The organism is Lentzea sp. JNUCC 0626 (assembly GCF_043632865.1).
Lineage (GTDB): Bacteria > Actinomycetota > Actinomycetes > Mycobacteriales > Pseudonocardiaceae > Lentzea.
This window is the reverse complement of record NZ_CP171635.1, coordinates 9,765,828-9,791,549: the sequence shown is the minus strand read 5'-3', so window position 1 is coordinate 9,791,549 and position 25,722 is coordinate 9,765,828. Positions and strand designations below refer to the sequence as shown.

Sequence of the window (25,722 nt, the reverse complement as noted above, 5' to 3'; positions counted from 1 at the left end):
TCGCTCACATCCGGAAGACGCCGAAGCCGTCGGCGCCCTTGATCGGTCCGCTGTGGACAGCGGAGAGGCACAAGCCGAGCACGGTCCTGGTGTCGCGCGGGTCGATCACGCCGTCGTCGTAGAGCTTCCCGGACAGGAACGGCGCGAGCGACTGCTCCTCGATCTGCGCCTCCACCATCTTGCGCATGGCGGCGTCGTGCTCCTCGTTGTACTCCTGCCCCTTCGCCATCGCGGCCTGCCGCCCGACGATCGACAGCACGCCCGCGAGCTGCGCCGGGCCCATCACGGCCGACTTGGCGTTGGGCCAGGTGAACAGGAACCTCGGGTCGTAGGCCCGGCCGCACATGCCGTAGTTGCCCGCGCCGTACGACGCGCCCATCGTGATCGTCAGGTGTGGCACCCGGCTGTTCGACACGGCGTTGATCATCATCGAGCCGTGCTTGACGATGCCGCCCTGCTCGTACTGCGCGCCGACCATGTACCCGGTGGTGTTCTGCAGGAACACCAGTGGTGTGTCGCTCTGGTTCGCCAGCTGGATGAACTGGGTGGCCTTCTGCGACTCCTCGCTGAACAGCACGCCGCGCGCGTTGGCGAGGATGCCGACCGGGTAGCCGTGGATGCGCGCCCACCCGGTGACGAGGCTGTTGCCGTACAACGGTTTGAACTCGTCGAAGTGCGAGCCGTCGACCAGCCGCGCGATGACGTCGCGGGGGTCGAACGGCACCCGCTGGTCCTCGGAGACGACGTCGAGGATGCTCTCCGCGTCGAACTCCGGCTCCTCGACGGCGGCCGGTTCGGGCCCGAGCTTGCGCCAGTTCAGCCGCGCGACCACCCGCCGTGCCAGGCGGATCGCGTCGGTCTCGTCCTCGGCCACGAAGTCCGCGAGCCCGGACGTGGCGCCGTGCATGGTGGCGCCACCCAGCGACTCGTCATCGGCGTCCTCGCCGGTCGCCATCTTGACCAGCGGCGGGCCGCCCAGGAACACCTTGGAGCGGTCCTTGATCATGATCACGTAGTCGGACATGCCCGGCACGTACGCGCCACCGGCCGTCGCGTTGCCGAACACCGCCGTGACCGTGGGAATGCCGGCCGCCGAAAGCCTGGTCAGGTCGCGGAACGCCCGTCCGCCCGGGATGAAGATCTCGCTCTGCGTCGGCAGGTCGGCACCGCCGGACTCGACCAGGCTGACCAGCGGCAGCCGGTTCTGCAACGCGATGTCGTTGGCCCGCAACGACTTGCGTAGCGTGTACGGGTTCGACGAGCCGCCGCGCACCGTGGGGTCGTTCGCGACGATCACGCACTCGACGCCCTCGATCCGCCCGATGCCAGTGACGCACGAGGCGCCGACCGGGAAGTCGGTGCCCCACGCGGCGAGCGGCGACAGCTCCAGGAACAGGCTGTCCTCGTCGATCAGCAGCTCGACCCGTTCGCGGGCGAGGAGCTTGCCGCGCTTGTGGTGCCGTTCGACGTACTTCGGCCCACCTCCGGCCAGCGCTTTGGCGTGTTCGGCGTCGAGACCCGCGATCTTCGCGAGCAGCGCCTCCCTGTTGCCCATCAGGCGAACCCCAATCGTCGTGCCGCGAGCTCGGTCATCACTTCACTCGCCCCGCCCCCGATGCCGAGGATGCGGGCGTCCCGGTAGTGACGCTCCACTTCGGACTCCCGCATGTATCCCATGCCTCCGTGCAACTGCACCGCCTCGTCGACCACGGCACTGCACGCGTCGACGGCGGCGTTCTTCGCGAAGCAGACCTCGGTGACGCAGTCCTCGCCGCGGTCGATTCGCGCCGCGACCTCGCGCGTGTACGTCCGGGCCAGGTCGATCTGCTGCGCCATCGCGGCGAGCTTGTGCCTGATCACCTGGTTCTTGATGAGCGGCTTGCCGAACGTCTCGCGGTTGCGCGTCCACTCGACGGTCAGGTCCAACGCCCGTTGCGCCGTCGCGTACGCCTCGACCGCCATCGTCACGCGTTCGACCTGGAACTGCCGCATGATCTGCGGGAACCCCTGGTTCTCCTCGCCCACCAGGTTCGCGACCGGCACGCGCACGTCGTCGAAGTGCAGTTCGGCGGTGTCGCTGCAGTGCCAGCCCATCTTGTCGAGCTTGCGGCGGGTGAAGCCGCCCTCGATGACCAGCAGCGAGATGCCCTGGTAGCCCTCGCCGCCGGTGCGCACCGCGGTCGTGACGAAGTCCGCGCGGCACCCGGAGGTGATGAAGACCTTCTCACCGTTGACGACGTAGTGGTCGCCGTCCCTGCGCGCGGTGGTCCGGATGGCCGCGACGTCGGACCCGGCGCCGGGTTCGGTGACGGCGAGGCTGCCGATCTTCTCGCCCCGGATCGCGGGCTTCGCGAACCGTTCGATCAGGTCCTCGTTGCCGGACTGCCAGATGTGCGGGATGGCGATGCCGAGCGTGAACAACGCCGCCATCACGCCCGACGAGCCGCCGTTCTGGATGATCTCCTCGGTCAGCGCGACCGAGTCGAGCAGGTCGCCGTGCTCGAACCCGATGCCGAGCAGGTCCAGCGCCGCCGCCTTCTTGTGCAGCTCACGCGGGATCTCGCCGTCGCGTTCCCACTGGTCGAGGTGCGGCACGATCTCCTTGCGGGTGAAGTCCGCGACGAGCTGCCGGAGTTCCTTGCGCTCGAACAAATCCCTCGTGATCACAGCAACTCCTCGGGGATCTCGACTTCCCGTGCGCGCAGCCACTCGCCGAGTGCCTTGGCCTGCGGGTCGAACCTCGTGCTGCTCGCCACTCCGTCGCCGAGCAGGCCGTGCAGCACGAAGTTGAGCGCTTTCAGGTTCGGCAGCTCGTACCGGCTCACGTCCTGCGCTTCCGGCAGCAGTTCCTTCAGCTTCTCGACGGTCAGGAACCCGTTGAGCCACTCGTAAGCCGCGTCGGATCGCACCCACACGCCGAGGTTCGCGTCGCCGCCCTTGTCACCGCTGCGGGCGCCCGCGATCGTTCCCAGTGGCCTCTTCACAGCATCACCGCCTTGGCGCTGACCTCGTCGCGCTGGACGTAGGCCGCCCGGTACACCCCGAACGGCGTGCCGTCGCTCGGCGGTGCCGTCACGTGGAACCCGGGGTAGCTAGCCAGGGCCAGTTCGATCGCGGCCCGGCTGAACCCCTTGGCCCGCTTCGGGTCGGTGGTCTTGATCATGACGTGCAGCAACGCGCTGGCCTGCTCCTCGGTCGCCGCGTCGGCCTGGTCGGTCCTGGCCAGCGTCCACGTCAGCCCTTCGTCACCGATGGCTTGGTGAAGCTGCCGCCGCACCAGCTCGGCCTTGGCCTCGACGTCGAGTCCGGTGAGGACGAACGTGGTCGAGTTCCGGAAGCCGCCCAACGTGTTCAGGCACACCTTGAGCGTGTCCGGCGGCGGAGAGCCCTTCGTGCCACTGATCCTGACCCCGCGCTCGTGGTCCTGAAGCTGGATCGTGTCGAAGTGCGTGGTGACGTCCGGACCGAGGTACTCCGGCGCCCCGATCTCGTACAACAGTTGTGCCGTCACGGTGTCGACGGTGACCGCGCCACCCGTGCCGTCGTGCTTGGTGATGAGCGACGAGCCGTCCTCGTCGATCTCCGCGATCGGGAACCCGGGCCTGGTCACGTCGATCTCGGTGAAGAACGAGTAGTTGCCGCCGGTGGCCTGGGTGCCGCACTCCAGCACGTGGCCCGCGACCGTGGCACCCGCCAGCCGGTCCCAGTCGTCCCGCGCCCAGCCGAAGTGCGCCGCCGCCGGTCCCACGACCAGGCTGGCATCGGTGACGCGGCCGGTGACCACGACCTGGGCGCCCTGGTTGAGGCACTCCGCGATCTCCCACGCGCCGAGGTAGGCGTTGGCGGTGAGCGCCTCGGGAAAACGGCCCTTCAAGTCGTCGCCCGTCACGTACCCGACTTTGGCGTCGAGCTTGCGAGCGAGGCCCTCGGGGTTCAGCCCGCCTGCGTTGACCACGATCTTCACGCCCTGGTCGAGCGCGAGCGCCAGACAGTCCTCCATCTGGCGCAGGAACGTCTTCGCGTACCCCAGCGACGAGTCCTTCATCCGGTCGCGCCCGAGGATCAGCATGGTCAGCTCGGCGAGGTAGTCGCCGGTCAGGACGTCGAGGTGCCCACCCTCCAGCTGCTCGCGCATCGCGGACAGGCGGTCGCCGTAGAAGCCCGAGGCGTTGCCGATCCGGATCACCGGCCACCACCAGGAGGCCCCGCAAAGGCTTGCGCGATCGGCACCCACTCCTGCGCGACCGGCCCGACGGCCTCGATCGCGAGCTCCTTGCGGTTGCGCCGCTGCGTCACCAGCCACGCGAAGTCCAGCGCGGGCCCGGAAACCCGGTTCTCCGCGTCCTCGGGCCCCCACGTCCACAGCTCACCGGACGGCCCGGTCAGCTCGACCCGCACCTCGGCCTCCGGCGCCGCCAACCCGTTGAGCAGGAACGCGAACCCCATGGTCCGCACCCCGATGTGGCACACGTGCTTGATCCGCGCGGTCGGCTCCCGCACGACGCCGAGAGCGTCCGCCACGTCCTGCCCGTGCGCCCAGGTCTCCATGATCCGCGCGGTCGCCATCGACGCCGGGCTCATCGGCGGCCCGAACCAGAGGATCTTGCCCTCGGCCCGCGCGAGCTGCTCCTGCAACGCCGCCCGGCTGTCCCGCCACAGGTCCAGGAGGTCCGGCAGGTCCGCCGCCTCGGCCGCGGTGCGGTCCACGATGTCGGCTGTCAGCGGCTGCGCCTTGAACGCCTCGGGGTCGGTGATGGCGAGGATCGCGGCCTTGTCCGTCCACATGAGATGGCCGATCTGGTGGCCGACCGTCCAGCCCTCCGCCGGCGTCGGCACCGAGAAGTCGGCACCCTCCACGATCTCGTCCAACGAGCGCGACTCGGCGTCGAGGTCGGCCAGCAGTTCCGTGATCACAGCTGCTCCTCCAGCATCCGCGCCCAGTAACGCACCACGTGCGCCCGGCGCTTGGCGTCGTCGGCGAGCTGGTTGGCCAGCGCCAGCCCGCGCACAAGATCAAGGGTTGCCTGCACGGCGTCATTCACACCCGGCTCGGTGTCGTCCACGTCGAGCAGTTCCAGCGCCAGCCGGTACACCTCGCGCCCCAGCCGTGCCTGCAACTCGAGCACCTGCGTGCGCAGTTCGGGATCGGTGCGCGCCGCCACCCACAGCTCCAGCGCGGCGGTGAACAGGTCGCTCGCGTGGAAGTCCGCGATCAACTCCACGACGGCGTGCGTGCTCTTCTCGGCGATCTCCGCCCGCCGCCTGAGCACCTCGACGCTCTCCGCCCCGACGTGCTCCACGGCCGCCGCCACCAGCTCACCGCGGGTGCGGAAGTGGTGCAACTGGGCGCCGCGCGACACCCCGGCCCGTTCCGCGACCTCGGTCGTCGTGGTGCCCGACCAGCCGCGTTCCACCAGGCACTCGACGGTCGCCTCCATCAGCTTCCGCTTCGTCTCCCGCGTGCGGTCGGCCTGGCGCTGCCTCGTCTCCACCCGGCCGAGTCTTCCGCCGAACAAACAAACAGTCAAGCCTGCTTGTAAGTACGCTTGCTAGCGTCCGCGACCGATGAACATCGTGGAACGCCTGCGCGCCGCCGGCTGCGTCTTCGCCGAGGAAGAGGCCGCGCTGCTCGAAGAAGCCGCCGAGTCGCCGCACCACCTGGAAGAGTTGGTCACCCACCGCGTCAACGGCCTGCCGCTCGAACACGCCGTCGGCTGGGCGATGTTCTGCGGGCAGCGGATCGTCGTCACCAGGGGCGTCTTCGTCCCCCGCCACCGCACCGAACTCCTGGTCGACCTCGCCGCCGACCTGAACCCGGCCGTCGTCGTCGACCTGTGCTGCGGCTCGGGCGCGGTCGGCGCCGTCCTCCAGCACCGGCTCCCGGACGCCGAGGTGCACGCCGCCGACATCGACCCCGCCGCCGTCGCGTGCGCGCGCCAGAACCTCGTCAATGTCTACGAGGGCGACCTGTTCGACGCCCTGCCGGCGCACCTGCGCGGTCAGATCGACGTGGTGGTCGCCAACGTCCCGTACGTGCCGACCCTCGACATCCCGTTCATGCCGGTCGAAGCCCGCGACCACGAGGCCCGCGTGGCCCTGGACGGCGGCGTGGACGGCCTGGAGGTCCTGCGCCGAGTGGCGATCCAGGCCACGTCCTGGCTACGCCCCGGCGGCCACCTGCTGAGCGAGACCAGCGAGCGCCAGGCCCCCGCCGCGCTGGCCGCGTTCGCCGCCGCAGGACTCACCGCCGAGCTCGTGACCAGCGAAGACAGCAACGCGGTGGTCGGACGCCGCTAAGTTCCGTACAATGTACGGTATGTCGTACGACGAGGTCATGCAGTGGTTCGAGAAGTGGGACGCGCTCGCGGTCGCGGGTGACGTCGAGGCGATGGCCGACATGGCGCTGTTCCCGATCAACACGGTCACCGACGGTTCGGCGACGTCGTGGGACCGCGAGACGTTCCTCAGGGAGATGGGCGCCCAACTGGGCGGAGACGTGCAGATGGAGTCCACCAGGACGCCGCACTTCATCAACGACAACCTGGTCTTCGTCATCACGGACGGCACGATCAACGGGATGACGGTGCGCTACGGCGACCTGCTCACGCGGGTCGGCGGCGAGTGGAAGTTCCAGACGATGGCCCAGGGCGGCTGGTCGTAGCCTGTACAACGGAACCATGATCGCAATGCAGTACGAGATCAGGCTGCCGTCGGACTACGACATGGAGATCATCCGCGAACGCGTCCGCACCCGCGGTCACGCGCTCGACGGGTTCGACGGCCTGGGGTTCAAGGCATATCTGGTCCGCGACACGCAGTACGCGCCGTTCTACGTGTGGAACACCTCGGCGGGCATGGCGAACTTCCTGTACCGGGGAGGTGGCTTCCAGGGGATCCTCGCCGACTTCGGCAGGCCGGTGGTGCGGCACTGGCCGGGCGTGGCGTTCCTCAGGGGTGATGCGGCGCAAGCGAAGTACGCGACGCGCGAGATCATCACGCTCGCACCCGAGGCGAACCCGATCGACGCGCTGAAGGAGATCGAGCTGGAGAAGACGCCCGGCCTGCACTCGGCGGCGCTGGGCGTCGATCCGCGCACGTGGGAAGTCGTGCGCTTCGAACTCTGGGAGGAGCACCCCGGGGAAGAGGGCGCCTACGAAGTCCTCCACTTCTCCGAGCCTGGGCTCGAAGAGATCACAGCAGGGTGAGTTGTTCCTGGTCCACGCGCGGCGCCGGCACACCGACCGGCAGGCTTCCGTCGGGCCACACGCCTTCGTCGTCGCCGGGAACCCCGGTGACGGCGTCGGTGGAACGCCCGCGCGGCGCCAGCCCGTGCTTCTCGATCAGCGGGATCACCCGCGCGGCCAGCCGCGCCCGGTACCGCTTGTCCACATAGGACCGGTTGCCGTACAGGTACCGGTACGTCTCCACGAGGTCCGGGTGCTCGCGCCGCAACCACGCCGCGAACCACTCCTTCGCTCCCGGACGCAGGTGCAACGGCAGCACAGTGACACCCGTGGCACCCGCCGCCGCGATCTGCTCCAGCAGGAAGTCCAGCTGCTCCGCGGAATCCGTGAGTTCCGGTAACACCGGCGCCACGAACACCCCGCACGGCAACCCCGCCTCGCGGACCTTGCGCACCAGCTCCAGCCGTGCGGCCGGCGTCGGCGTGCCCGGCTCCAGCGACTTGTGCAGGTCGCGGTCCATCAACGCGAGCGAGACGGCGATCCCGACCGGCACGACCTCCGAGGCCGCGGTCAGCAACGGCAGATCACGCGCCAGCAGCGTGCCCTTCGTGAGGATCGAGAAGGGCGTGCGGGAGGCGGTCAGCGCCTCGATGATCCCTGGCATCAAGGCGTACCGCCCCTCCGCCCGCTGGTAGGGATCGGTGTTCGTGCCGAGCGCCACGTGTTCCTGCTTCCAGCGGGACGACCGCAGCTGGCGCGACAGCACCTCCCCCGCGTTGACCTTGACGATCAGCTGGTTGTCGAAGTCCTTGCCGGTGTCGAGGTCCAGATAGGAGTGGGTCTTTCGAGCGAAGCAGTTGTGGGACACGATGCCGTTCGCGATGAAGTCCGCCGTGCCGGTCGAGATGTCGTAGAGGGTCATCTCTCCCAACGGTTCCACGGACACGACGCCGAGCGGCTGCTGCGACTTGATGGCCACGCCGTCGATGTCGCGCTTGCGGGTGATCGCCGGGTCGACGGTGTGGAAGAAGCGCAGGTTCTCCCGCAGGCCGCCACGCAGTCGCACGACCCGCACGCCACGACGGCGGCGCAGTTCCTCGATCGCGAAGTCGAAGTCGAAGTGCTTGAGCGCCAAGCAGATCGCTTCCAAAACCGTGGCGTTGCGCGTCGAGAGCCGCAGGATGCTGCGCGAGCAGGTCCCGAGGTAGTCGAACGCGCCCGCCAGGAATCCCTTGAGCCAGTCGGGGTTCGGGGCTATCTGCCAGTGCGCGAGCTCGCGCACTTGGTGCAGAAATCCCCTCCCTTCTCGCACTCCGAAGTAGTCGAGATACTCCTGAGTGCGGTCCATGGCCTCGATGTCGGCGACCGGGATGCGGAACTCGTGCTCGTCGTCGACCATGCCGCGCAGGTAGCCGCGGCGGTAGTCGTCGGTCACGGCGGGCTGCTCGACGAACGCCCCCGTGCCCATCAGCTTGTTGCCCGTCGTGAGGTGCGGGCGGCGGCCCACGCCGGCGGTCTCGCCCGTCACGTGCTTCCAGCCGCGGTCGGTCAGGAACCGGTGGTCCCCGGACGCGACGACGCTCGTGCCGTCCTCCAGCGTCAGCCGGTACGCCTGCTTGCGCGTCTCCCAGTGCGCGAGCACGGTCGTGAGCTTGTAGCGCCGGTAGTTGCCGACGAGCTCGGTGCCGTAGATCTCATCGCCTTCACGCAGCTCCGACAACGGTTTCGTGCGACCGTTGCCCATGAGGATCGGCGTGTCGCCCGCCATGCAGTACGTGCAGGCGTGTGAACAGCCGCGGTACGGGTTCACCGTCCACGCGAACGGCAGCGACGACCCCGGTACCCCGTTGAGCACGGATTTGGCGCGGACCTCGTGGAACACCACGTCCGCGAACTCAGGAGTTCGTACGCTGCGCACCAGTCCCGGTAGCCCCGGTAGTGCCTGCTGCGGCTCTGCCTCGAGTTTCTGCCCGTCCCATCGCACACCACCGATTCGAACACATGTTCGAACAGCGGTCAAGGAGCGCACGTGTCACCCGTTGAGGTAGCAGGCTTCATCACCGGCGCACTGTGCGTGTGGCTGGTCGCCCGCCAGAACCCGTGGAACTGGCCCATCGGGATCGCCAACAACATCGCGTTCCTCGTGCTGTTCTGGGGCAGCGGGCTGTACGCCGACTCCGGCCTCCAGATCGTCTACATGGCACTGGCGCTCTACGGCTGGTGGGCGTGGGTGCGCGGCGGCGAGCAGCACTCGACGTTGCACGTCACGCGCACGACCGGGACGCAATGGATCTGGCTCGCGGTGGCCGGCGTGCTCGGAACCGGGCTGCTGCACTGGGTTCTGGTGAGTTTCACCGAGTCGACCGTGCCGTTCTGGGACGCCGTCACGACCGTGCTGTCGCTGCTCGCCACCTGGGGTCAGGCCCGCAAGAAGGTCGAGTGCTGGTGGCTGTGGATCGCCGCCGACGTCATCTACGTGCCGCTGTACGCCTACAAGGAGTTGTACCTGACGGCAGTGTTGTACGTGGGGTTCATGGTGCTGTGCGTGATCGGCCTGCGCAACTGGACGAAGGACATCAAGGGTTCCGAGGTGCCCGCGTGAAGGAGTTCGAACACTCGCTCGTGCTCGGCAAGTTCTACCCACCGCACAACGGACACCACCACCTCATCGAGACGGCAGCGGCCAACAGCGAACGCACGACCGTGACCGTTCTGGCCGCTTCGCACGAAACGATCCCGCTCGAACACCGCGTGCGTTGGCTGACGGAGACGCACGCACAGACGCCAGGTGTGCGGATCATCGGCGACCTCGACGACCACCCGATGGACTTCGACTCCGACGAGATCTGGGACCTGCACGTCCAACTCACACGAGCGGTGCTGGCCAGAAGGGCCATCGCGGACGGCGAACCGGGCGACGCCCGCGTCGACGCCGTGTTCTCCAGCGAGAAGTACGGCGACGAACTGGCTCGCAGGCTGGGCGCGCGGCACGTGCTGGTCGACCTCGACCGCCTCACCCACCCGGTCTCCGGCACGGCGATGCGCACCGACCCGGTCGCGAACTGGCACCACCTCTCCCCTGCCGTCCAACGCGGCCTGGGCCGGAAGGTCGTCGTGCTCGGCGCGGAGAGCACCGGCACGACCACGCTGTCCCATCAGCTCGCCGACCACTTCGGAGCGCCCTGGATCGCCGAGTACGGCCGCGAGCACACCGAGCACAAACTGGCCGCCGCCCGGTCGTTCGCCGCCGACGCCACCTTGGACGGTCTGGTGTGGACGCTGGGCGACTTCGAAGACGTTGCCCGGGAACAGGAACGCCGGATCCAGGCCGAGACCGCGCCGCTCGTGATCGCGGACAACGACGCGTTCGCCGCGACCGTCTGGGGTGAGCGCTACCTCGGGTTCCGGCCGGAGGTCTTCGCCGGCACCGCACCGGACCTGTACCTGCTGACCGACCACGTGGGCGTTCCGTTCGAACAGGACGGCTGGCGCGACGGCGAACACCTGCGCTCGTGGATGACCGGTCTGTTCGAACGGGAGCTCACCGCTCGTGGGGTGCCGTGGCGGAAGCTCACGCACGACAGGTTCGCCACCGCCGTGACCGCGATCGAACACCTCATGCGGCAGGATGTCGCGCGTGGGTCACGGTCACGGGCATAGCCATGCGCTGAGCGAGGAACCGGCGTCGCAGCGCGTGCGCACGTTGCTGATGTGGCTGCTGGTGCCGTTGGCGCTGGCCACGATCGTCGGCGCGGCGCTGCTGTACCCGTTCGGGGTCGAGCAGAAGACCGGCGCCGAGGTCGGGCTGAACCAGACGCCGGTCGAGGCCGTCGTCACGGGGCTGGCCGAGAACTGCGGCGAGAAGTGCGTCGCGATCACCGTGAAGATGACCGACGGCCCCTCGCCAGGGCAGAGCATCACGATCCCGAGCGTGAAGGGTCCCGGCGCCCCGAGCTTCAAGCTGGGCGACGAGGTCGTGCTGTCCTATTCGGGCACCCAGCCGCAGGCCGCCGAGTCGTACCAGATCGTCGACTACCAGCGCGGCTGGTCGCTCGCGGTGCTGGCGTTGCTGTTCGCGGCCGCCGTGCTGTTGCTGGGGCGCTGGCAGGGGCTCGCGGCGTTGGGCGCGTTGCTGCTGAGCTTCGTGGTGCTGGTGCTGTTCATCATGCCGTCGATCCTGGCGGGCAAGAACCCGCTGATGGTGGCGGTGGTCGGCGCCGGGCTGATCATGTTCGTGGTGCTGTACCTGACGCACGGGGTCTCGGCGCGCACGTCGACAGCGGTGCTGGGCACGATGGTCAGCCTCGCGCTGATCGGGGTGCTCGGCGCGGCGTTCTCGGCTCTGGCGAGCCTGACCGGCCTCGACGACGACACTGCGAACCTCGTCCGGCTGCTCGGCACCGACATCGACACCCGCGGCCTGCTGCTCGCGGGCACGTTGATCGGCGCGCTGGGCGTGCTCGACGACGTCACGGTCACCCAGACCAGTGCCGTGTGGGAGCTGCGACGGGCCAACGACAAGCTGACCTGGCGGGAGCTGTTCGCGGCGGGCTCGCGGATCGGCCGCGACCACATGTCGTCCGTGGTGAACACGCTGGTGATGGCCTACGCGGGTGCCGCGCTGCCGTTGCTGCTGGCGATCTCGCTCGCCGGACGTTCGATGGGCGAGATCCTGACCGCGCAGCAGATCGCGCAGGAGATCGTGCGGACCCTGGTCGGCAGCATCGGCCTGGTGGCGGCGATCCCGGTCACCACGGCGCTGGCCGCGCTGGTGGCGGTGCGCCAGGAGGTCACCCCGATCGCGGCGCCCGAGCCGGAACCTGCGGAACCTTCGGAACCCGAGCCCAAGACGGTGAAGCGCGCGAAGCCGGAGCCGAAGCCCCGGCCCGCGCGCATCGAGGGCGATCTCTACACCGGCTACGACCCCGACAAGGGGCCGTGGCTGCGCCCTAGTGGGCCAGCAGCACGAAGAGCAGCGCCAGCACGCCCGGCACCACCTGCACGAAGAAGATCTTCCGGCTCGCCGTGAACGTGCCGTAGATGCCGGCGACGATCACGAACACCGTGAACAGCACGGACGCGCCGAAGTCCTGGCGGATGATCGCGTAGATGAGGCCGGCGGCGAGGAAGCCGTTGTACAGGCCCTGGTTCGCGGCGAGCGCCTTGGACTCCTGCGCGAACTCGGGCGTGAGACCGAACGCCTTCTGCCCGCGCGGCGTCGTCCAGAGGAACATCTCGAGCACCACGATGTAGATGTGGATCAACGCCACGAGGGCGAGCAGTACGTTGGCGATGACCTGCACTTGGGTTCCTCCTCAGAGCTGACACACGCGGTGAGACAATAGAGCAGTGGGAAGACAACGGCCCGACACAGAGGCGATCACCGAGTCGATCGACTCGGGCGTGGCGGAGCTGGTCCCCGACCTCGGTGGACGGAACTCCTGGACGTTGCGGGTCAACGGAACCCCACAGTCGCATGTGGACCTGGACGACCCGACCTACCTGGAGTTCGAGTACGTCCGCCGGTTGGGTCACATCGTCGATCTCACCGCGCCCTCACGTGTGCTCCACCTCGGTGGTGGCGCTCTCACGCTAGCGCGCTACGTAGCCGATCTACTGCCTCGCGCGTCTCAGCAGGTGGCCGAGATCGACGCGGGCCTGATCGCGTTCATCCGCCGCGAGCTGCCCCCGCCGTCCCGCGTGCGGATCACCACCGGCGACGCGCGTGCCGTGCTGGTGAAGGCCCGGCCCGGCTCGTTCGACCTGATCGTGTCCGACTGCTTCGCGGGCGCCCGCACGCCCGCGCACCTGACGTCGGTGGAGTTCGTGCGCCAGGCGTCCGCCGCCCTGGCCCCGGAGGGCATCTACACCGCGAACATCGGCGACGGCAACGGCCTCCAGTTCGCCCGCTCCCAGTGCGCGACCGTGCGCGAGGTGTTCGAACACGTCTGCGTGCTCGCCGAACCGGGCGTGTTCCGCGGCCGCCGCTTCGGCAACTTCGTGATCATGGCCTCGCACAACGGCCTGCCGATGCAGCAGCTGACCCGCGCGACGGCGGGCGACCCGTTCCCCGGCCGCGTCGAACACGGCACGGGCCTGACGAAGTTCATCGGCGGCGCGCCCGTGACGACGGACGCGACCGCCACCCTGTCCCCCGCGCCGCCGTCGGGGCTCTGGGGCACCTGAGTCAGTCGAGCGACGTCACGAACTTCGACACGGCGTCCGGATGGAGCTTCTGCGCCATCCGGCCCGCCGGGGCGAGTGACCCGAGGCGGTACAGAGGGCGTTCCGCCGCCGCCAGGCCGCGCGCCTCGGCACGCAGCTGGGCCACGAGGAGTTCGGAGAAGACCAGGCCGGGCGTGTCGCCACGGGCGGCCAAGGCGTCGGCGAGCCTGCGGAGTTGGTAGACGCCCAGCTCGCGGCCGCCCGTTCCCGCGTACATCGACAGGGCCACGTTGATAGCCTTCTTGCCGCCGCGCACGAACAGGCCCACCGTCCGAGCGCCGCGCAGGTCGGTGACCAGCAGGTCGAGGCCGTCGGCGGTGGCCAGGTCGACCTTGCGCGTGCCGAACGCCCGCACGTGCACGGTCGTGCCCTCGAGCCACACCGTGCGGCGCGCCTCGGACATGGCCAGCAGGATCACCGGCAGCGACACGATCAGCGCCGCGATCACGCCGGGCCAGCGCCCGCCGATCAGGCCCACGATCGCGCCGAACGCGAGGGCGACCATCAGGCCTCCGATCGCCACCATCCGCGCGCGCTTGCGGACCGTCACCTTGTCGAGCAGGTCGAGAACGAGCTTGTCGTCGCTCACGGGGTCTCCCGCACCGCCTCGGCCACCTTGTCAGTCTGGGCCAGCGCGTCCCGCACCGCCGACACGACGTCCGTCAACGCCACGGTCACCTGGTCGCCGGTCGCGAGCGTCTTGATGCCCACGTTGCCAGCCTCCAGGTCGCGCTCGCCGAGCACCAGTGCGAGCTTCGCGCCCGACTTGTCCGCCGCCTTGAAGCCCGCCTTCATCGACCGGCCGCCGTAGACCAGGTCGGTGCGCACGCCCGCGGCCCGCAGTTCGCCCGCGACGGCCACCAGTCGTGCCCGCGCGCCCTCGCCCAGCGGCACGCCGATCACGTCGACGCGGCTGAACTCCGGCAGCACGCCCTCCGCCTGCGCGGCGAGCAGCGCCCGGTCGACGCCGAGGCCGAAGCCGACGCCGGACAGCTCCTGACCGCCGAGCTGCGCCATCAGGCCGTCGTAACGACCGCCGCCGCCGATGCCCGACTGGGCACCGAGACCGTCGTGGACGAACTCGAACGTCGTCTTCGTGTAGTAGTCGAGACCGCGGACCATGCGCGGATTCTCGACGAACTTCACGCCCAGCTCGGTCAAGTACCCCTTGACGAGCTCGTAGTGCTCGCGGCACGCGTCGCACAGGTTGTCGACCATCAGCGGTGCGTCGGCGACCATCTCGCGCACCTCGGGGCGCTTGTCGTCGAGCACGCGCAACGGGTTCAGCTCGGCACGCTGGCGGGTCGCCTCGTCGAGCGGCAGCTTCGCGAGGAACGCCTGCAGCTTCTCCCGGTAGGCGGGACGGCAGTTCGCGTCGCCCAGCGAGGTGAGCTCCAGGCGGTAGCCGGTGAGGCCGATCGCGCGGAACCCGGCGTCGCCGACGGCGATGACCTCCGCGTCCAGGGCCGGGTCGTCGATACCGATGGCCTCGATGCCGACCTGGTGGAACTGCCGGTACCGGCCGGCCTGCGGGGCCTCGGCGCGGAAGAACTGGCCCGCGTAGTAGAGCTTCGCCGGCAGCGAGCCGCGGTCGAGGCTGTGCTCGATGACCGCCCGCATCACGCCGGCGGTGCCCTCGGGGCGCAGCGTGATGGACCGCTCGCCGCGGTCTTCGAAGGTGTACATCTCCTTCGTCACGACGTCGGTCGACTCACCGACGCCGCGCGAGAACAACGCCGTGTCCTCGAAGACCGGCAGCTCGATGTAGCCGTAGCCCGCGAGTTCGGCGGCGCGGGTCAGCGTCGACCGGACGTGCGCGAACGCGGCGGACGTCGGCGGGATGTAGTCGGGAACGCCTTTGGGTGCGGAAAACACGTCTCTCAGAGTCCTCGGTGCGGGGCGGCCGGAGCGTCCTGCAGCTGCAGGAGGTAAGGGTTCGTCGCGCGCTCACGGCCTATGGTCGTCGTCGGGCCGTGGCCGGGCAGCACCACTGTGTCATCGGGCAAGGTCAGCACCTTGCTCTGCAGAGACGACAGCATCGCGGAGTGGTCGCCACCCGGCAGGTCGGTGCGTCCGATCGATCCGGCGAAGAGCGTGTCACCCGAGATCACCAGGCGACCGCCTTCCTGCACACCGGAGCGGAACATCACCGACCCGCCGGTATGGCCCGGCGTGTGGTCGACGCTGATCTTCAGCCCGGCGAGGTCCAGGTCGACGCCGTCGGTCAGCTCGCGGACCTCGGACGGATCGCGCATCTCGAGGTTGCCCCCGAAGAACGCGGCCGATTCGCGGCTGATGCCCTTCAACGGGTCCGACAGCATCGCTACGTCATCCGGGTGGATGTACGCGGGCACGTCGTTGCCGTCGCACACGGGCGTGACGGAGAAGGTGTGGTCGAAGTGCCCGTGCGTGAGCAGCACGGCGACAGGCGCGAGACGGTGCTTGCGCAGGGCCTGCTCGATCGGTTCGACCGCGTCCTGACCGGGGTCGATGATCACGCAGGGCTCGCCCTCACCAGCCGCCAGGACGAAGCAGTTCGCCTGGAGCGCACCAGTGGGGAACCCGATCACGAGCACGAAAATGACCTCCCTGTTCAACCACAGCCTAACCACCACACAAAGCTCATATGCCCAGGCCCTAGACTCCCGAGCCGACCGCCCTATTCGCATGAGTCCCTGGGGAGGGAGCACGTGCCCACCAACGAGCAGCGACGCGCTAGCGCCAAGCGCAAGCTTGAGCGTCAAATGGTCTACCGCCAGGAGCGGGCCAAGAAGCGTCGCATCATCGCCGTCGTGTCGACGGTCGTCGTTGTTGCGCTCGTCGGAGGTGGCGTGTGGTTCCTCGCGACCAATGACGTATTCGGCAATGGCGACGCCGCCGCGTCGGAGACTCCCACCCAGGAGTCGGTGGACAAGGCGGAGAACATCCCCACCGCGCTGCACCAGATTCCGAAGCGCCCCGCCGCGCTGCCGGAAAAGGTGAACTGTGAATACACGAAGGGCCAGGAGCCGGCGGCCAAGGAGAACACGCCGCCCGCGAACGGTGAGCAGTCCTCGGTCGGCACGGTCGGCGTCACGCTCGGCACCTCGATCGGCGACCTGAAGTTCAACCTGGACCGCTCGCTCGCGCCGTGCACGGTGAACAACTTCGTGAACCTGGCGAAGCAGAAGTACTTCGACAACACGACGTGCCACCGCCTCGTGGTGACCGGCATCCAGGTCCTGCAGTGCGGCGACCCCGGCGGCAACGGCATGGGCGGCCCCGGCTACTCGTTCAAGGACGAGGTCTACCCGGAGCTCACCTACGGCCGCGGCGTGCTCGCCATGGCGAACTCGGGCCCGGACACGAACGGCTCGCAGTTCTTCATCGTCTACGGTGACGGCGCGAACCTGCAGGCCAAGTACACGATCTTCGGCACGGTCGACGAGGAGTCGCTGAAGAAGATCGACGAGGTCGCCAAGACCGGCACGATCTCGCAGGCGCCCGGCCAGGGCGACGGCAAGCCGAAGACCCCGGTCGACATCAAGTCCGCGCTGGTCGCGAGCTAGTCCTCAACGCTGAAAGGGCCCCCGGAGCATCCGCTCCGGGGGCCCTTTCCGTTGGTCGGCCCCAGTTGCCTTGCCTGAGCTGCCTTGCCTGGTCGTCCTACCGGTTACGACGCCGAGGTCACGCGATAGACGTCGTAGACGCCCTCAACGCTCCGCACGGCCTTCAGGACGTGCCCGAGGTGCTTCGGGTCGCCCATCTCGAACGAGAAGCGGCTGACGGCCACCCTGTCGCGGGACGTCGTCACCGACGCCGACAGGATGTTGACCCGCTCGTCCGCCAGCACCTTCGTGACGTCGGAGAGCAGCCGGTGCCGGTCGAGCGCCTCCACCTGGATGGCGACCAGGAAGACGCTGGACGCCGACGGCGCCCACTCGACGTCCAGGAGCCGTTCCGGCGACTTCAGCAGCTCGTCCGCGTTCGTGCAGTCGGTGCGGTGCACGGACACGCCACCGCCACGCGTCACGAAGCCGAGGATGTCGTCGCCCGGCACCGGGGTGCAGCAGCGGGCGAGCTTCACCCACACGTCGCCCGCGTCCTTGACGATCACGCCCGCGTCGCCGGTGGGGCGGCGCCGGGTGACCGTGGACGGGGTGGCGCGGTCGGCCAGTTCCTCCTCGGCGTGGTCCACACCGCCGAGCTGCGCGACGAGCCGTTGCACGACGTGGCGGGCGCTGGTGTGCCCTTCACCCACCGCCGCGTACAGCGCGCTCATGTCCGGGTAGTGCAGTTCCTTCGCCAGGGCCTGCATCGAGTCGACGCTGACCAGACGCTGGATCGGCAGCCCGACGCGCCGGACCTCCTTGGTGATCGCGTCCTTGCCCTGCTCGATCGCCTCTTCCTTGCGCTCCTTGGCGAACCACTGCTTGATCTTCGCCTTGGCGCGCGGGGACGCGACGAAGCTCAACCAGTCGCGGGACGGACCCGCACCCTCCGCCTTGGAGGTGAAGATCTCGACGACCTCGCCGTTCTCGAGCTTGCGTTCGAGAGCGACCAGACGACCGTTCACGCGGGCGCCGATGCACCGGTGCCCGACCTCGGTGTGCACGGAGTAGGCGAAGTCGACCGGCGTGGAGCCCGTCGGCAACGTCTCCACGTCACCCTTGGGGGTGAACACGAAGATCTCGCGCGCGGCGAGGTCCCACCGGAGGCCCTCGAGGAACTCACCGGGGTCTGCGGCTTCCCGCTGCCAGTCGAGGAGTTGGCGCATCCACGCCATCTCGTCGATCTCGACGGACTTGCCGTTGTGCGTGCCCTTGGTCTCCTTGTAGCGCCAGTGCGCCGCGATGCCGTACTCGGCCCGCTGGTGCATCTCCTGGGTGCGGATCTGCACCTCGAGAGGCTTGCCGTCGGGACCGATGACGGTCGTGTGCAGCGACTGGTACACGCCGAACCGGGGCTGCGCGATGTAGTCCTTGAACCGCCCCGGCATGGGCTGCCAGGCGGCGTGCACGACGCCCATCGCGGCGTAGCAGTCGCGCACCTCGTCCACGAGGATCCGGACGCCCACGAGGTCGTGGATGTCGTCGAAGTCCCGGCCGCGGACGATCATCTTCTGGTTGATCGAGTAGTAGTGCTTCGGCCTGCCCTCGACCTTCGCCACGATCCGCGCCGCCTCAAGCTGGCCGTTCAGCTCGTCGACGACCGACCGCAGGTAGGTGTCACGACTCGGTGCGCGCTTCGCGACCAGGCGGACGATCTCGTCGTACTTCTTGGGCTGCAGGATCGCGAACGCGAGGTCCTCCAGCTCCCACTTGACCGTCGCCATGCCCAGCCGGTGGGCCAGCGGTGCGAGCACTTCGAGCGTTTCCCGGGCCTTGCGGGCCTGCTTCTCCGGCGGCAGGAACCGCATGGTGCGCATGTTGTGCAGCCGGTCGGCGAGCTTGATGACCAGGACCCGCGGGTCCTTCGCCATCGCGATGACCATCTTGCGGATGGTCTCGGCCTCGGCCGCTGCCCCCAGCTTGACCTTGTCGAGCTTCGTGACGCCGTCGACCAGCCGGGCGACTTCCTCACCGAAGTCTTCCTTGAGCTGGTTGAGCGAGTAGTCGGTGTCTTCCACGGTGTCGTGCAGCAGCGCGGCCACCAGCGTCGTGGTGTCCATGCCCAGCTCGGCGAGGATCGTCGCCACGGCGAGCGGGTGGGTGATGTACGGGTCGCCGGACTTGCGGCGCTGCGGGCGGTGCTTCTCCTCGGCAACGTCATACGCGTGCTGCAGAAGCGCCAGATCGGCCTTGGGATGGAGGTCACGGTGCACGGCGGCGAGAGGTTCGAGGACCTGCTTCACCGGGGCCGCACGTTGGGCGGTGATGCGCCGCGCAAGGCGGGCGCGCACGCGCCGGGTAGCCGACGGTTGAACAACCGTCGCAGCGGGTTCGGTGTCTTGACTCAACCCCACGCTCCTCGGGTCTCGCGAGTACCGAGGATAACGCGTTTACGCTGACGAAACTTCCGATGGCGCGCTGAGCGGCGCAGCTCACACGATGAACGCCCGCCAAACTTCCGCCGCACCGATCAGCAGCCCCGCCCTGCGGGCTCTCTCAGTGGGCACTCTGCGCGCTCTCTTCACGCACTCTCAGAGGCTCTCCAGAAATCTTCGCGAACTCCCTTCGTCCAACGCGATGGCGTCCACCCACTTGAAGAACTCGCGACTGTCCGCGATGGAGCCACCGTCGTGAGTGAAAACGTTGCCCACGGCCAACTCTCCGTAGGCGAGCGGTGCCAGCTTCTCGAAGCTGAGGAGGGTGCGCGGGGAGGCGCGGACGGGACCGGGACCGGCGGCGGTCGGCACGATCCGCACGGTTCGCGCGTTGTGCGTGCTGCTTGTGGGACGCGCGGTGTGTGTAGCGAACAGCATCCGCAGGTACTGATCCGCCATGACCTTCTCGTCGCCCACTCGCAGCCGGAGTGCGAGCTCGTGGACGTAGAAAGGACATTCCGGACTATTCGGCCATCTCAGGGCCTCCTGTCTGTCCATCAGCCGGCGAAGGCACTTCTCAACCTCGGCCGCCGGCCTGTGACCGGATTCGAGGAGCGCTCGCGCGTAGTCGGGGGTCTGGAGGAGCGCGGGCACCGTCAGCACGTCGTAGCTGGTGACCTTCGTGGCCTGCGCCTCCGCCAGGGTGAGCGGGCGGAGATCGGCCGGGGCGACCAATACGGACGGGTCGAACGCGTGGCGATAGCGGGCGCGGAATTCCTCGAAGCAGCCGGTGTCGCGGCCACACGTCATCAGGTACTGCACGAGGTCGATCTCGCTCGCTCTCGCCTTGCCCTTCTCGATGTTCGAGACCTTGCTCGGGTCCCAGCCGAGTTGCTCTGCGAAGGCGTGGCCGGTGAGCGGCGTGAACTTCTCGCGGAGGCGACGCAGTTCGTCACCCAGGGCGCAGCTGTAGGCGGTGGAGGTGGTCGCGGCGGTTCGCCCGGCGACAGGCATGGGACCTCCTGTTCAGAGGGGACAGTGGGATGGAGGTAGCAGTGCGAAAGTCGTTGGTGCGCTTGGTTTTCGGCGTGCGGCCAGGGACGAGCCCGGCGGAAGAACAGGCACGGGAGATCCACTGTGGAGCGTCACCGGCCAGCCGCTGCGGCGGATCAGGGCGACCAGCACGCGGACTCGGTTGTCGGTGGCCACGCGTTTCCAGAACGCGATTTCCCCGCACCTCTCCGACAGCGCCGAAAAGCAGGCCATCGGCAGGCAGGAGAGGAAAGTTCAGTTCGCTCATGTGTTCGACCGTACCGCAGCAAAGCGAGAGAAAAGCACGTCAGGCGGCACACGTTCGGGTGAACGAGCTGGACGAGCACGCATAGGTGCCGTAAGCGCACATCTCTCTCGCGACACCACACGCCACCCACAAAAATGGACCGCAGAAATGCATTAAGCAGCAGCCAACAAGAGCACGCGCGCGACCTGACAGACTTGAGAGCGTGAGGACTCTGCTGTGGTGCGCCGCGATGACGTTCGTGTGGCTGGGCACGATGGCGTACCTGGCCCTCGACGATCCGGGCCACGTCGACCAGCGGTCCCTGGTCGGGTCGGCGGTCGGCTGGGTGATCGCCACCGCGCTCAGCTGGCTCGTGCTGCGGCGGGCGATTCCGCCCAGGCCTCGGCTGTGGGAGATCGTGGTGGTGACGGCACCCGCGTCGTTGGTGACGCTGGTGTTCGTGAGCGTGGGGGCGGCGTTCGTGGCTCCGCCGGCGGTCGCCTAGGTCCTGTCCTGCAAGTCTCGCCGGGCGAGGGCGGCGGCCGAGGGCCCCCGTCCCTCACCTGACGAACTTGCAGGACACGACCTAGGTGCGACTTGCACCACCAGGCGGTGTTTTGGTGGTTACGCGGCTGACATGATGTTCACTCGACGTGAGCCGAAGGTCTGGGGGGACCGCATGTCCTATTCACCGCACCCTGTTGCAGGAGCTCAGCCGCACCACCGAGGGCAGAGCAGAGGGACGCCGTTCGGTCACGCCGCCGCCGGTGCCGGCATCTGGTACGTGGCGTTGATCGTCGGGGTCGGCGTCTGGACGTTCCGGACCGGCTCCGGCCACGACCGGGTCATCGGCGCGCTGATCACCGGGTTCGTCCTGTGGGGCCTGACGACGGTGATCATGTGGGCGCTGGCCAGGAAAGTTCGGATCAAGCCCTGGGTGCTCATCTTCGTGAGCCTGGCGATCTACTACGTGCTGGCGCAGGTGCTGGTGCTGATGGGGGTCGCCGTGGGGGTCACGATGGTGGTTCTCACGCAGTGACCCCCCGGCGGATCACACGGCCAGCAGGGCGTTGACCTCGCGGCCTGCCAGGCGGGAACGGCCGCCCAGCGCGGAGATCTCGAGCACCACCGACACACCCGTGACGATGCCGCCCGCGCGCTCCACGAGCGTGCAGGCGGCCTCTGCGGTGCCGCCGGTGGCGAGCACGTCGTCCACCACGACCACGCGCTGGCCCGGTTCGATGGCGCCTGCGGGCAGTTCCAGCGCGGCGGTGCCGTATTCCAGTTCGTACGGCTCGGAGTCGGCGACCACCGGGAGCTTGCCCGGCTTGCGCAGCGGCACGACGCCGTAGCGCCAGCCGTAACCCAGAGCAGCACCCAGGAGGAAGCCGCGCGACTCGATGGCGGCGATCACCTGGGTGCTGTCGTCGATCTTGTCCTGGAGAGCGTCGACCACGGCGCGCAGGGCGTCCGGGTCGGTGAGAACCGGCGTGAAGTCCCGGAAGACGACCCCTGGCTTGGGGAAGTCCGGGACTTCACGCATCAGTCCCAGAGCACGATCCAATTTCAACGCTGGCGCTTCCCGGTCGGACGGCGGCGCGCGTCGGCGGCCTTGGCGGTGCGGTGAGGCACCGACGCGGCGGCGGCGTACGCCTCTTCCTTGCGCAGGTCGGCGGCGAGGTCGTCCTCGTCCACCGACTCGATGCCCTCGGCGACCTGCGGGCCCGTGGCCTTGGCGCGGCGGGCCGCCACGCGCTTGGCCTGCGCGATGTACTTCGGGTCGCGCATCTTCAGGTCCACCAGCACCGGGGTGGCGATGAAGATCGAGGACAGGGCACCGATGAACATACCCACGAGCTGCACCAGAGCCAGGTCCTGCAACGTGCCGACGCCCAGGATGCCGACGCCGACGACCAGCAGGCCGATGACCGGGAGGAGCGCGATCAACGAGGTGTTGATCGAGCGCATCAGGGTCTGGTTGAGGGCCAGGTTCGACGCCTCGGGGTACGTGCGGCGGGTCAGCCCCAGCAGGCCTCGGGTGTTCTCCTTGACCTTGTCGAACACGACGACTGTGTCATATAGCGAGAAGCCGAGGATTGTGAGCAGACCGATCACCGTCGCCGGCGTCACCTCGAAGCCGATGAGCGAGTACACACCGGCGGTGATGATGACGTCGTGGAACACGGCGACGAGCGCGCCGACGGCCATCTGCCACTCGAAGTAGAACACCAGGAAGATCGTCACCGCGACGAAGAACCAGAACAGGGCCCAGAGGGCCTTGCCGCTGATCTCACCGCCCCAGGACGCGGAGACGGCGCTGTCGGAGATCGCCGTCTGGCCGCCCTGCGGCTGGAGGTCCTGCGCGAGGCCCGTCTTCAGCGCCGAGACCTCGGCGACGTTGAGGGCCGGGGACTTGAGCTGGATCGTCGCGCTGGCGCCGGAACCGACGGCCTGCACGGCGTTCGGCTTCTTGCCGGGAACGGCCTTGGCGTAGGCGTCCTCGACGGCGGCTGGCGTGATCGTCTGGCCGCTGGCCGAGACCGACGGCAGCGAGATCTTGGTGCCGCCCTCGAAGTCGATGCCGAGGTTGAAGCCCTTGAACACCATCGAGCCGATGCAGACCAGCAGGATGATGCCCGAGACGATGTACCAGCGGGTGCGCTTGCCGACGATGTCGAAGGCGCCGTTGCCCACGTAGAGCCGTGAGAACACGCTGCTCATGTCAGGCCTCCTTCACGGCGGTGGTCTTGCCGGTCGTGGTGGCGCGGTGGGCAGCACCCTCGCGGGCGGCACCGCCCAGGCCCGACAGGCTCGGGTTGGAGAGGAACTTGGACTTCGACGCCATCGCGACGAGCGGGTGCGTCACGAGGAACACGACCACGAGGTCGAGGACCGTGGACATGCCCAGGGTGAACGCGAAGCCCTTCACCTGGCCGACGGCGATGACGTACAGCACGGCGGCGGCGATGAAGCTGACCGCGTCGGCCGAGAGGATCGTGCGGCGCGAACGGACCCATGCGCGCGGCACGGCCGAACGGAACGTACGGCCCTCACGCACTTCGTCTTTCAGTCGTTCGAAGAAGACGATGAACGAGTCGGCGGTGATACCGATGGCGACGATGAAGCCCGCGATGCCGGCGAGGTCGAGCGTGAACCCGATCAGGCGGCCCAGCAGGACCAGCACGGCGTAGATGACCACACCGGACAGGACCAGCGACAGGATCGTCAGGATGCCGAGCAGGCGGTAGTAGAACAGGCAGTACACGAAGACCAGCGCGAGGCCGATGCCGCCGGCGATCAGACCCGCCTTGAGCGACTGGAGACCGAGCGTCGGGGAGATCGTCTGCGCCTCGGACGAGTCGAAGGACAGCGGCAGCGCGCCGTACTTCAGCGTGTTCGCGAGGTTCTGGGCTTCCTTCAGCGTGAACTTGCCGCTGATCTCGGTCGAACCGCCCTCGATGGCCGACTGGATGGTCGGCGCGGACATGACCTCGCCGTCGAGCACGACCGCGACGGCCTGCTGGACGTTGGCGGAGGTGAACTTGGCCCACTTGCTGCCGCCCTCGGACTTGAAGTCCAGGTTGACGACGTAACCCGTGCCGTTCGGGTTGTTGTTCGCCGCGGCGTTGTTGATGTCCTCACCGGTCAGGCGGGAGTAGTTGGTGAAGTCGTCCGCCTTGGTCTCGGTGTCCTCCTTGGGAGGGTTGACCGGGGCCAGGGTGTACTTGAACTCGCCCTTCTCGTCACACGTGACGAGCGGCTTGTCGAGGTCGTCGTTGCCGCGCAGCGGGTCGGGCTGCGAGCAGTCGAGCATGAGGGCGGCCTGCTGCAGGATCTGCGGGTCCGTGGACTGGCGCAGCGCCTTGGCCTCCTGGATCTCCTTCGCGACCTTCGGGTCGACGTTGGAGGGGGCGGACGGCGTCGACGGCGGCGTGCTCGCGTTGCTCGACGGCGGCGTGCTCGTGCCGGACGGCGGCGTGCTGGACGGCTGTCCGGCGAGCTGCGGCGCGGGGCGGCCCTGCGGGGCACCGCTCGACGGCGGCGTGCTGGCCTGACCGGCGGTCTCGCTCGGCGGCGCGGACGGCGGCGTGCTGCTGCCGGACGGCGGCGTGCTCGAGGACGTCTCCGGGGCCTGCGGCACGGCACCGGCGGGGACCGGCTGGCCGACGACCTTGCGGAACGCGAGGCGGGCGGTCTGGCCGAGGCCCTTCGCGCCTTCGCTGTCCGCACCCGGGACCGTGATCACCAGGTTGTTGCCGTCTCGCACGACCTCGGCACCGGAGACGCCGAGACCGTTCACGCGGACCTCGATGAGGTCACGCGCCCGGTTGAGCGCCTCTTCACTCGGCTGTGCGCCGTCTTCCTGCCGAGCCGTCAGGGTGACGAGCGTGCCGCCCTGGAGGTCGATTCCGAGCTTGGGTTTGGCCGAACCGTTCCCGGTCAAAAAGACCAGGGCGTAGAGCGCGACCACGATGAGGACAAAACTCGCCAAATACTTCGCAGGGCGAATTTGCCCGGCCGGAGGTGCCACGATCCGTCCGTCTCCTAGTAGCTATGGTTTCCGAGCGCGCAGCGTAACGCGCGCCAGGTGAGCTGCGCGTCACTACCTGGAGTTGGCGGTGTTCACAGTTGCCAACCCCAGGTGTCACGACTCTGTTAATTACTTCTTGGCGTTGTGGTCCAAGGGCTCGGCGACCTGTGCGGCGGTCACCTGCTCCTCGTCCTCGTCGGCCTTGTCCTCGACCACTGCCTCATCGGTCTCCGCCACCTTCTCGCGGATCGCGGCACGCAGCCACCGGGTGACGACGCCCTCGGAGATCTCGATGTCGATGGTGGTGTCGTGGCTGGCGTCGGCGACGGTGCCGTACAGGCCGGACGTCGTCATCACCTTGTCGCCGGGTGCGAGCGAGCTCTGCAACGACTGCTGCTCGGCCATCGCCCGCTTCTGCTTGCGAGCGCTGAGGAACAGCGGCACCGCGAGCAGAACCAAAAGCAACGGGAACATCAAACTGCCAAGATCCATCATTCTCCGATCAGATGGACATGCCTCGACGCACGCCCGATATGTC

The 25,722-nt window shown here is 68.5% G+C and carries 25 protein-coding genes and 1 pseudogene; 10 read left to right on the top strand and 16 right to left on the bottom strand.

What is annotated here, in order from left to right; genetic code table 11:
- Nucleotides 1-4: 4 nt before the first annotated feature.
- The 5 genes and pseudogenes from JNUCC0626_RS46140 to JNUCC0626_RS46120 form a co-directional block, all read right to left on the bottom strand.
- Nucleotides 5-1,555, bottom strand: coding sequence for an acyl-CoA carboxylase subunit beta (locus JNUCC0626_RS46140; RefSeq protein WP_394616920.1), 1,551 nt, complete (start codon nt 1,553-1,555; stop codon nt 5-7).
- Entirely contained in the window at nt 1,555-2,667 is a 1,113-nt protein-coding gene (locus JNUCC0626_RS46135) for an acyl-CoA dehydrogenase family protein (RefSeq protein ID WP_394616919.1), read from the bottom strand. The genes JNUCC0626_RS46140 and JNUCC0626_RS46135 overlap by 1 nt, the downstream gene beginning before the upstream one ends.
- Nucleotides 2,664-4,135: pseudogene (locus tag JNUCC0626_RS46130) on the bottom strand (acyclic terpene utilization AtuA family protein). The gene JNUCC0626_RS46135 and the pseudogene JNUCC0626_RS46130 overlap by 4 nt, the downstream one beginning before the upstream one ends.
- Before the next feature lie 47 nt (nt 4,136-4,182).
- A complete protein-coding gene (locus tag JNUCC0626_RS46125; protein WP_394616918.1) occupies nt 4,183-4,914 on the bottom strand; it encodes a TIGR03084 family metal-binding protein in 732 nt (243 codons plus the stop codon).
- A complete protein-coding gene (locus tag JNUCC0626_RS46120; RefSeq protein ID WP_394622251.1) occupies nt 4,911-5,438 on the bottom strand; it encodes a TetR/AcrR family transcriptional regulator in 528 nt (175 codons plus the stop codon). The genes JNUCC0626_RS46125 and JNUCC0626_RS46120 overlap by 4 nt, the downstream gene beginning before the upstream one ends.
- Nucleotides 5,439-5,565: 127 nt before the next feature.
- On the opposite strand from JNUCC0626_RS46120, the gene JNUCC0626_RS46115 reads away from it, so the two are divergent.
- The 3 genes from JNUCC0626_RS46115 to JNUCC0626_RS46105 are packed head-to-tail and all read left to right on the top strand — an operon-like array spanning nt 5,566 to nt 7,205.
- Nucleotides 5,566-6,297 (top strand): putative protein N(5)-glutamine methyltransferase, encoded by a 732-nt coding sequence (locus tag JNUCC0626_RS46115; RefSeq protein WP_394616917.1) that lies wholly within the window; start codon nt 5,566-5,568, stop codon nt 6,295-6,297.
- A gap of 19 nt (nt 6,298-6,316) precedes the next feature.
- Nucleotides 6,317-6,661 (top strand): nuclear transport factor 2 family protein, encoded by a 345-nt coding sequence (locus tag JNUCC0626_RS46110; protein ID WP_394616916.1) that lies wholly within the window; start codon nt 6,317-6,319, stop codon nt 6,659-6,661.
- Between the two features lie 16 nt (nt 6,662-6,677).
- Nucleotides 6,678-7,205, top strand: a complete 528-nt coding sequence (locus JNUCC0626_RS46105) for a DUF4865 family protein (RefSeq protein ID WP_394616915.1) — start codon at nt 6,678-6,680, stop codon at nt 7,203-7,205.
- Here JNUCC0626_RS46105 and JNUCC0626_RS46100 read toward each other — a convergent pair.
- Nucleotides 7,192-9,168 (bottom strand): intein-containing Rv2578c family radical SAM protein, encoded by a 1,977-nt coding sequence (locus tag JNUCC0626_RS46100; RefSeq protein WP_394616914.1) that lies wholly within the window; start codon nt 9,166-9,168, stop codon nt 7,192-7,194. The genes JNUCC0626_RS46105 and JNUCC0626_RS46100 overlap by 14 nt on opposite strands.
- A gap of 45 nt (nt 9,169-9,213) precedes the next feature.
- On the opposite strand from JNUCC0626_RS46100, the gene pnuC reads away from it, so the two are divergent.
- Genes pnuC through JNUCC0626_RS46085 form a run of 3 tightly spaced genes read left to right on the top strand, consistent with a single transcriptional unit; the run spans nt 9,214 to nt 12,213 of the window.
- A complete protein-coding gene (pnuC, locus tag JNUCC0626_RS46095) occupies nt 9,214-9,786 on the top strand; it encodes a nicotinamide riboside transporter PnuC (RefSeq protein ID WP_394616913.1) in 573 nt (190 codons plus the stop codon).
- Nucleotides 9,783-10,844 carry an AAA family ATPase gene (locus JNUCC0626_RS46090; RefSeq protein ID WP_394616912.1) on the top strand — a complete coding sequence of 354 codons (1,062 nt, stop codon included), beginning with the start codon at nt 9,783-9,785 and terminating at the stop codon, nt 10,842-10,844. The genes pnuC and JNUCC0626_RS46090 overlap by 4 nt, the downstream gene beginning before the upstream one ends.
- Nucleotides 10,813-12,213: a YibE/F family protein gene (locus JNUCC0626_RS46085; protein ID WP_394616911.1), complete on the top strand. Its 1,401-nt coding sequence runs from the start codon at nt 10,813-10,815 to the stop codon at nt 12,211-12,213. The genes JNUCC0626_RS46090 and JNUCC0626_RS46085 overlap by 32 nt, the downstream gene beginning before the upstream one ends.
- On the opposite strand, the gene JNUCC0626_RS46080 is transcribed toward JNUCC0626_RS46085, so the two are convergent.
- A complete protein-coding gene (locus tag JNUCC0626_RS46080) occupies nt 12,134-12,487 on the bottom strand; it encodes a DUF1304 domain-containing protein (RefSeq protein ID WP_394616910.1) in 354 nt (117 codons plus the stop codon). The genes JNUCC0626_RS46085 and JNUCC0626_RS46080 overlap by 80 nt on opposite strands.
- Before the next feature lie 46 nt (nt 12,488-12,533).
- Here JNUCC0626_RS46080 and JNUCC0626_RS46075 point away from each other — a divergent pair, with 46 nt between their 5' ends.
- Complete coding sequence (locus JNUCC0626_RS46075; RefSeq protein ID WP_394616909.1) at nt 12,534-13,370, top strand: spermidine synthase; 837 nt, start codon at nt 12,534-12,536, stop codon at nt 13,368-13,370.
- A 1-nt stretch (nt 13,371) separates the two neighbouring features.
- Here JNUCC0626_RS46075 and JNUCC0626_RS46070 read toward each other — a convergent pair whose 3' ends face one another.
- The 3 genes from JNUCC0626_RS46070 to JNUCC0626_RS46060 are packed head-to-tail and all read right to left on the bottom strand — an operon-like array spanning nt 13,372 to nt 15,985.
- Nucleotides 13,372-13,998, bottom strand: coding sequence for a hypothetical protein (locus JNUCC0626_RS46070; RefSeq protein ID WP_394616908.1), 627 nt, complete (start codon nt 13,996-13,998; stop codon nt 13,372-13,374).
- Nucleotides 13,995-15,284, bottom strand: coding sequence for a histidine--tRNA ligase (gene hisS / locus JNUCC0626_RS46065; protein WP_394616907.1), 1,290 nt, complete (start codon nt 15,282-15,284; stop codon nt 13,995-13,997). Before hisS ends, JNUCC0626_RS46070 begins: the two co-directional genes overlap by 4 nt.
- 5 nt (nt 15,285-15,289) lie before the next feature.
- The gene (locus JNUCC0626_RS46060) at nt 15,290-15,985 is read right to left on the bottom strand and encodes an MBL fold metallo-hydrolase (protein ID WP_394616906.1); all 696 of its coding nucleotides are present in this window, start codon (nt 15,983-15,985) and stop codon (nt 15,290-15,292) included.
- A gap of 114 nt (nt 15,986-16,099) precedes the next feature.
- On the opposite strand from JNUCC0626_RS46060, the gene JNUCC0626_RS46055 reads away from it, so the two are divergent.
- Nucleotides 16,100-16,957, top strand: a complete 858-nt coding sequence (locus tag JNUCC0626_RS46055) for a peptidylprolyl isomerase (protein ID WP_394616905.1) — start codon at nt 16,100-16,102, stop codon at nt 16,955-16,957.
- 104 nt (nt 16,958-17,061) lie between these two features.
- Here the strand turns inward: JNUCC0626_RS46055 and JNUCC0626_RS46050 are convergent, their stop codons facing one another.
- A complete protein-coding gene (locus tag JNUCC0626_RS46050; protein ID WP_394616904.1) occupies nt 17,062-19,347 on the bottom strand; it encodes a RelA/SpoT family protein in 2,286 nt (761 codons plus the stop codon).
- Between the two features lie 183 nt (nt 19,348-19,530).
- Entirely contained in the window at nt 19,531-20,388 is an 858-nt protein-coding gene (locus JNUCC0626_RS46045) for a helix-turn-helix domain-containing protein (protein ID WP_394616903.1), read from the bottom strand.
- Between the two features lie 488 nt (nt 20,389-20,876).
- Here JNUCC0626_RS46045 and JNUCC0626_RS46040 point away from each other — a divergent pair, with 488 nt between their 5' ends.
- Both JNUCC0626_RS46040 and JNUCC0626_RS46035 read left to right on the top strand, forming a co-directional pair.
- A complete protein-coding gene (locus tag JNUCC0626_RS46040; protein ID WP_394616902.1) occupies nt 20,877-21,158 on the top strand; it encodes a hypothetical protein in 282 nt (93 codons plus the stop codon).
- Nucleotides 21,159-21,332: 174 nt separating this feature from the next.
- The gene (locus JNUCC0626_RS46035; protein ID WP_394616901.1) at nt 21,333-21,692 is read left to right on the top strand and encodes a hypothetical protein; all 360 of its coding nucleotides are present in this window, start codon (nt 21,333-21,335) and stop codon (nt 21,690-21,692) included.
- Between the two features lie 12 nt (nt 21,693-21,704).
- Here the strand turns inward: JNUCC0626_RS46035 and JNUCC0626_RS46030 are convergent, their stop codons facing one another.
- The 4 genes from JNUCC0626_RS46030 to yajC all read right to left on the bottom strand — a co-directional run bounded on the left by JNUCC0626_RS46030 (nt 21,705) and on the right by yajC (nt 25,658).
- The gene (locus JNUCC0626_RS46030; protein WP_394616900.1) at nt 21,705-22,196 is read right to left on the bottom strand and encodes an adenine phosphoribosyltransferase; all 492 of its coding nucleotides are present in this window, start codon (nt 22,194-22,196) and stop codon (nt 21,705-21,707) included.
- A gap of 23 nt (nt 22,197-22,219) precedes the next feature.
- Complete coding sequence (gene secF, locus JNUCC0626_RS46025) at nt 22,220-23,374, bottom strand: protein translocase subunit SecF (RefSeq protein ID WP_394616899.1); 1,155 nt, start codon at nt 23,372-23,374, stop codon at nt 22,220-22,222.
- Nucleotide 23,375: 1 nt separating this feature from the next.
- Nucleotides 23,376-25,184 (bottom strand): protein translocase subunit SecD, encoded by a 1,809-nt coding sequence (gene secD, locus JNUCC0626_RS46020; RefSeq protein ID WP_394616898.1) that lies wholly within the window; start codon nt 25,182-25,184, stop codon nt 23,376-23,378.
- A 129-nt stretch (nt 25,185-25,313) separates the two neighbouring features.
- Nucleotides 25,314-25,658 (bottom strand): preprotein translocase subunit YajC, encoded by a 345-nt coding sequence (gene yajC / locus JNUCC0626_RS46015; RefSeq protein WP_394616897.1) that lies wholly within the window; start codon nt 25,656-25,658, stop codon nt 25,314-25,316.
- Nucleotides 25,659-25,722: the final 64 nt, after the last annotated feature.

Coding starts and splice junctions, on each gene's coding strand:
- JNUCC0626_RS46140 (WP_394616920.1), bottom strand. CDS start 1,555: ATGGGCAACAGGGAGGCGCTGCTCGCGAAGATCGCGGGTCTCGACGCC.
- JNUCC0626_RS46120 (WP_394622251.1), bottom strand. CDS start 5,438: ATGGAGGCGACCGTCGAGTGCCTGGTGGAACGCGGCTGGTCGGGCACC.
- JNUCC0626_RS46115 (WP_394616917.1), top strand. CDS start 5,566: ATGAACATCGTGGAACGCCTGCGCGCCGCCGGCTGCGTCTTCGCCGAG.
- JNUCC0626_RS46110 (WP_394616916.1), top strand. CDS start 6,317: ATGTCGTACGACGAGGTCATGCAGTGGTTCGAGAAGTGGGACGCGCTC.
- JNUCC0626_RS46105 (WP_394616915.1), top strand. CDS start 6,678: ATGATCGCAATGCAGTACGAGATCAGGCTGCCGTCGGACTACGACATG.
- JNUCC0626_RS46085 (WP_394616911.1), top strand. CDS start 10,813: ATGTCGCGCGTGGGTCACGGTCACGGGCATAGCCATGCGCTGAGCGAG.
- JNUCC0626_RS46045 (WP_394616903.1), bottom strand. CDS start 20,388: ATGCCTGTCGCCGGGCGAACCGCCGCGACCACCTCCACCGCCTACAGC.
- JNUCC0626_RS46035 (WP_394616901.1), top strand. CDS start 21,333: ATGTCCTATTCACCGCACCCTGTTGCAGGAGCTCAGCCGCACCACCGA.
- JNUCC0626_RS46030 (WP_394616900.1), bottom strand. CDS start 22,196: ATGCGTGAAGTCCCGGACTTCCCCAAGCCAGGGGTCGTCTTCCGGGAC.
- secF (WP_394616899.1), bottom strand. CDS start 23,374: ATGAGCAGCGTGTTCTCACGGCTCTACGTGGGCAACGGCGCCTTCGAC.
- yajC (WP_394616897.1), bottom strand. CDS start 25,658: ATGTTCCCGTTGCTTTTGGTTCTGCTCGCGGTGCCGCTGTTCCTCAGC.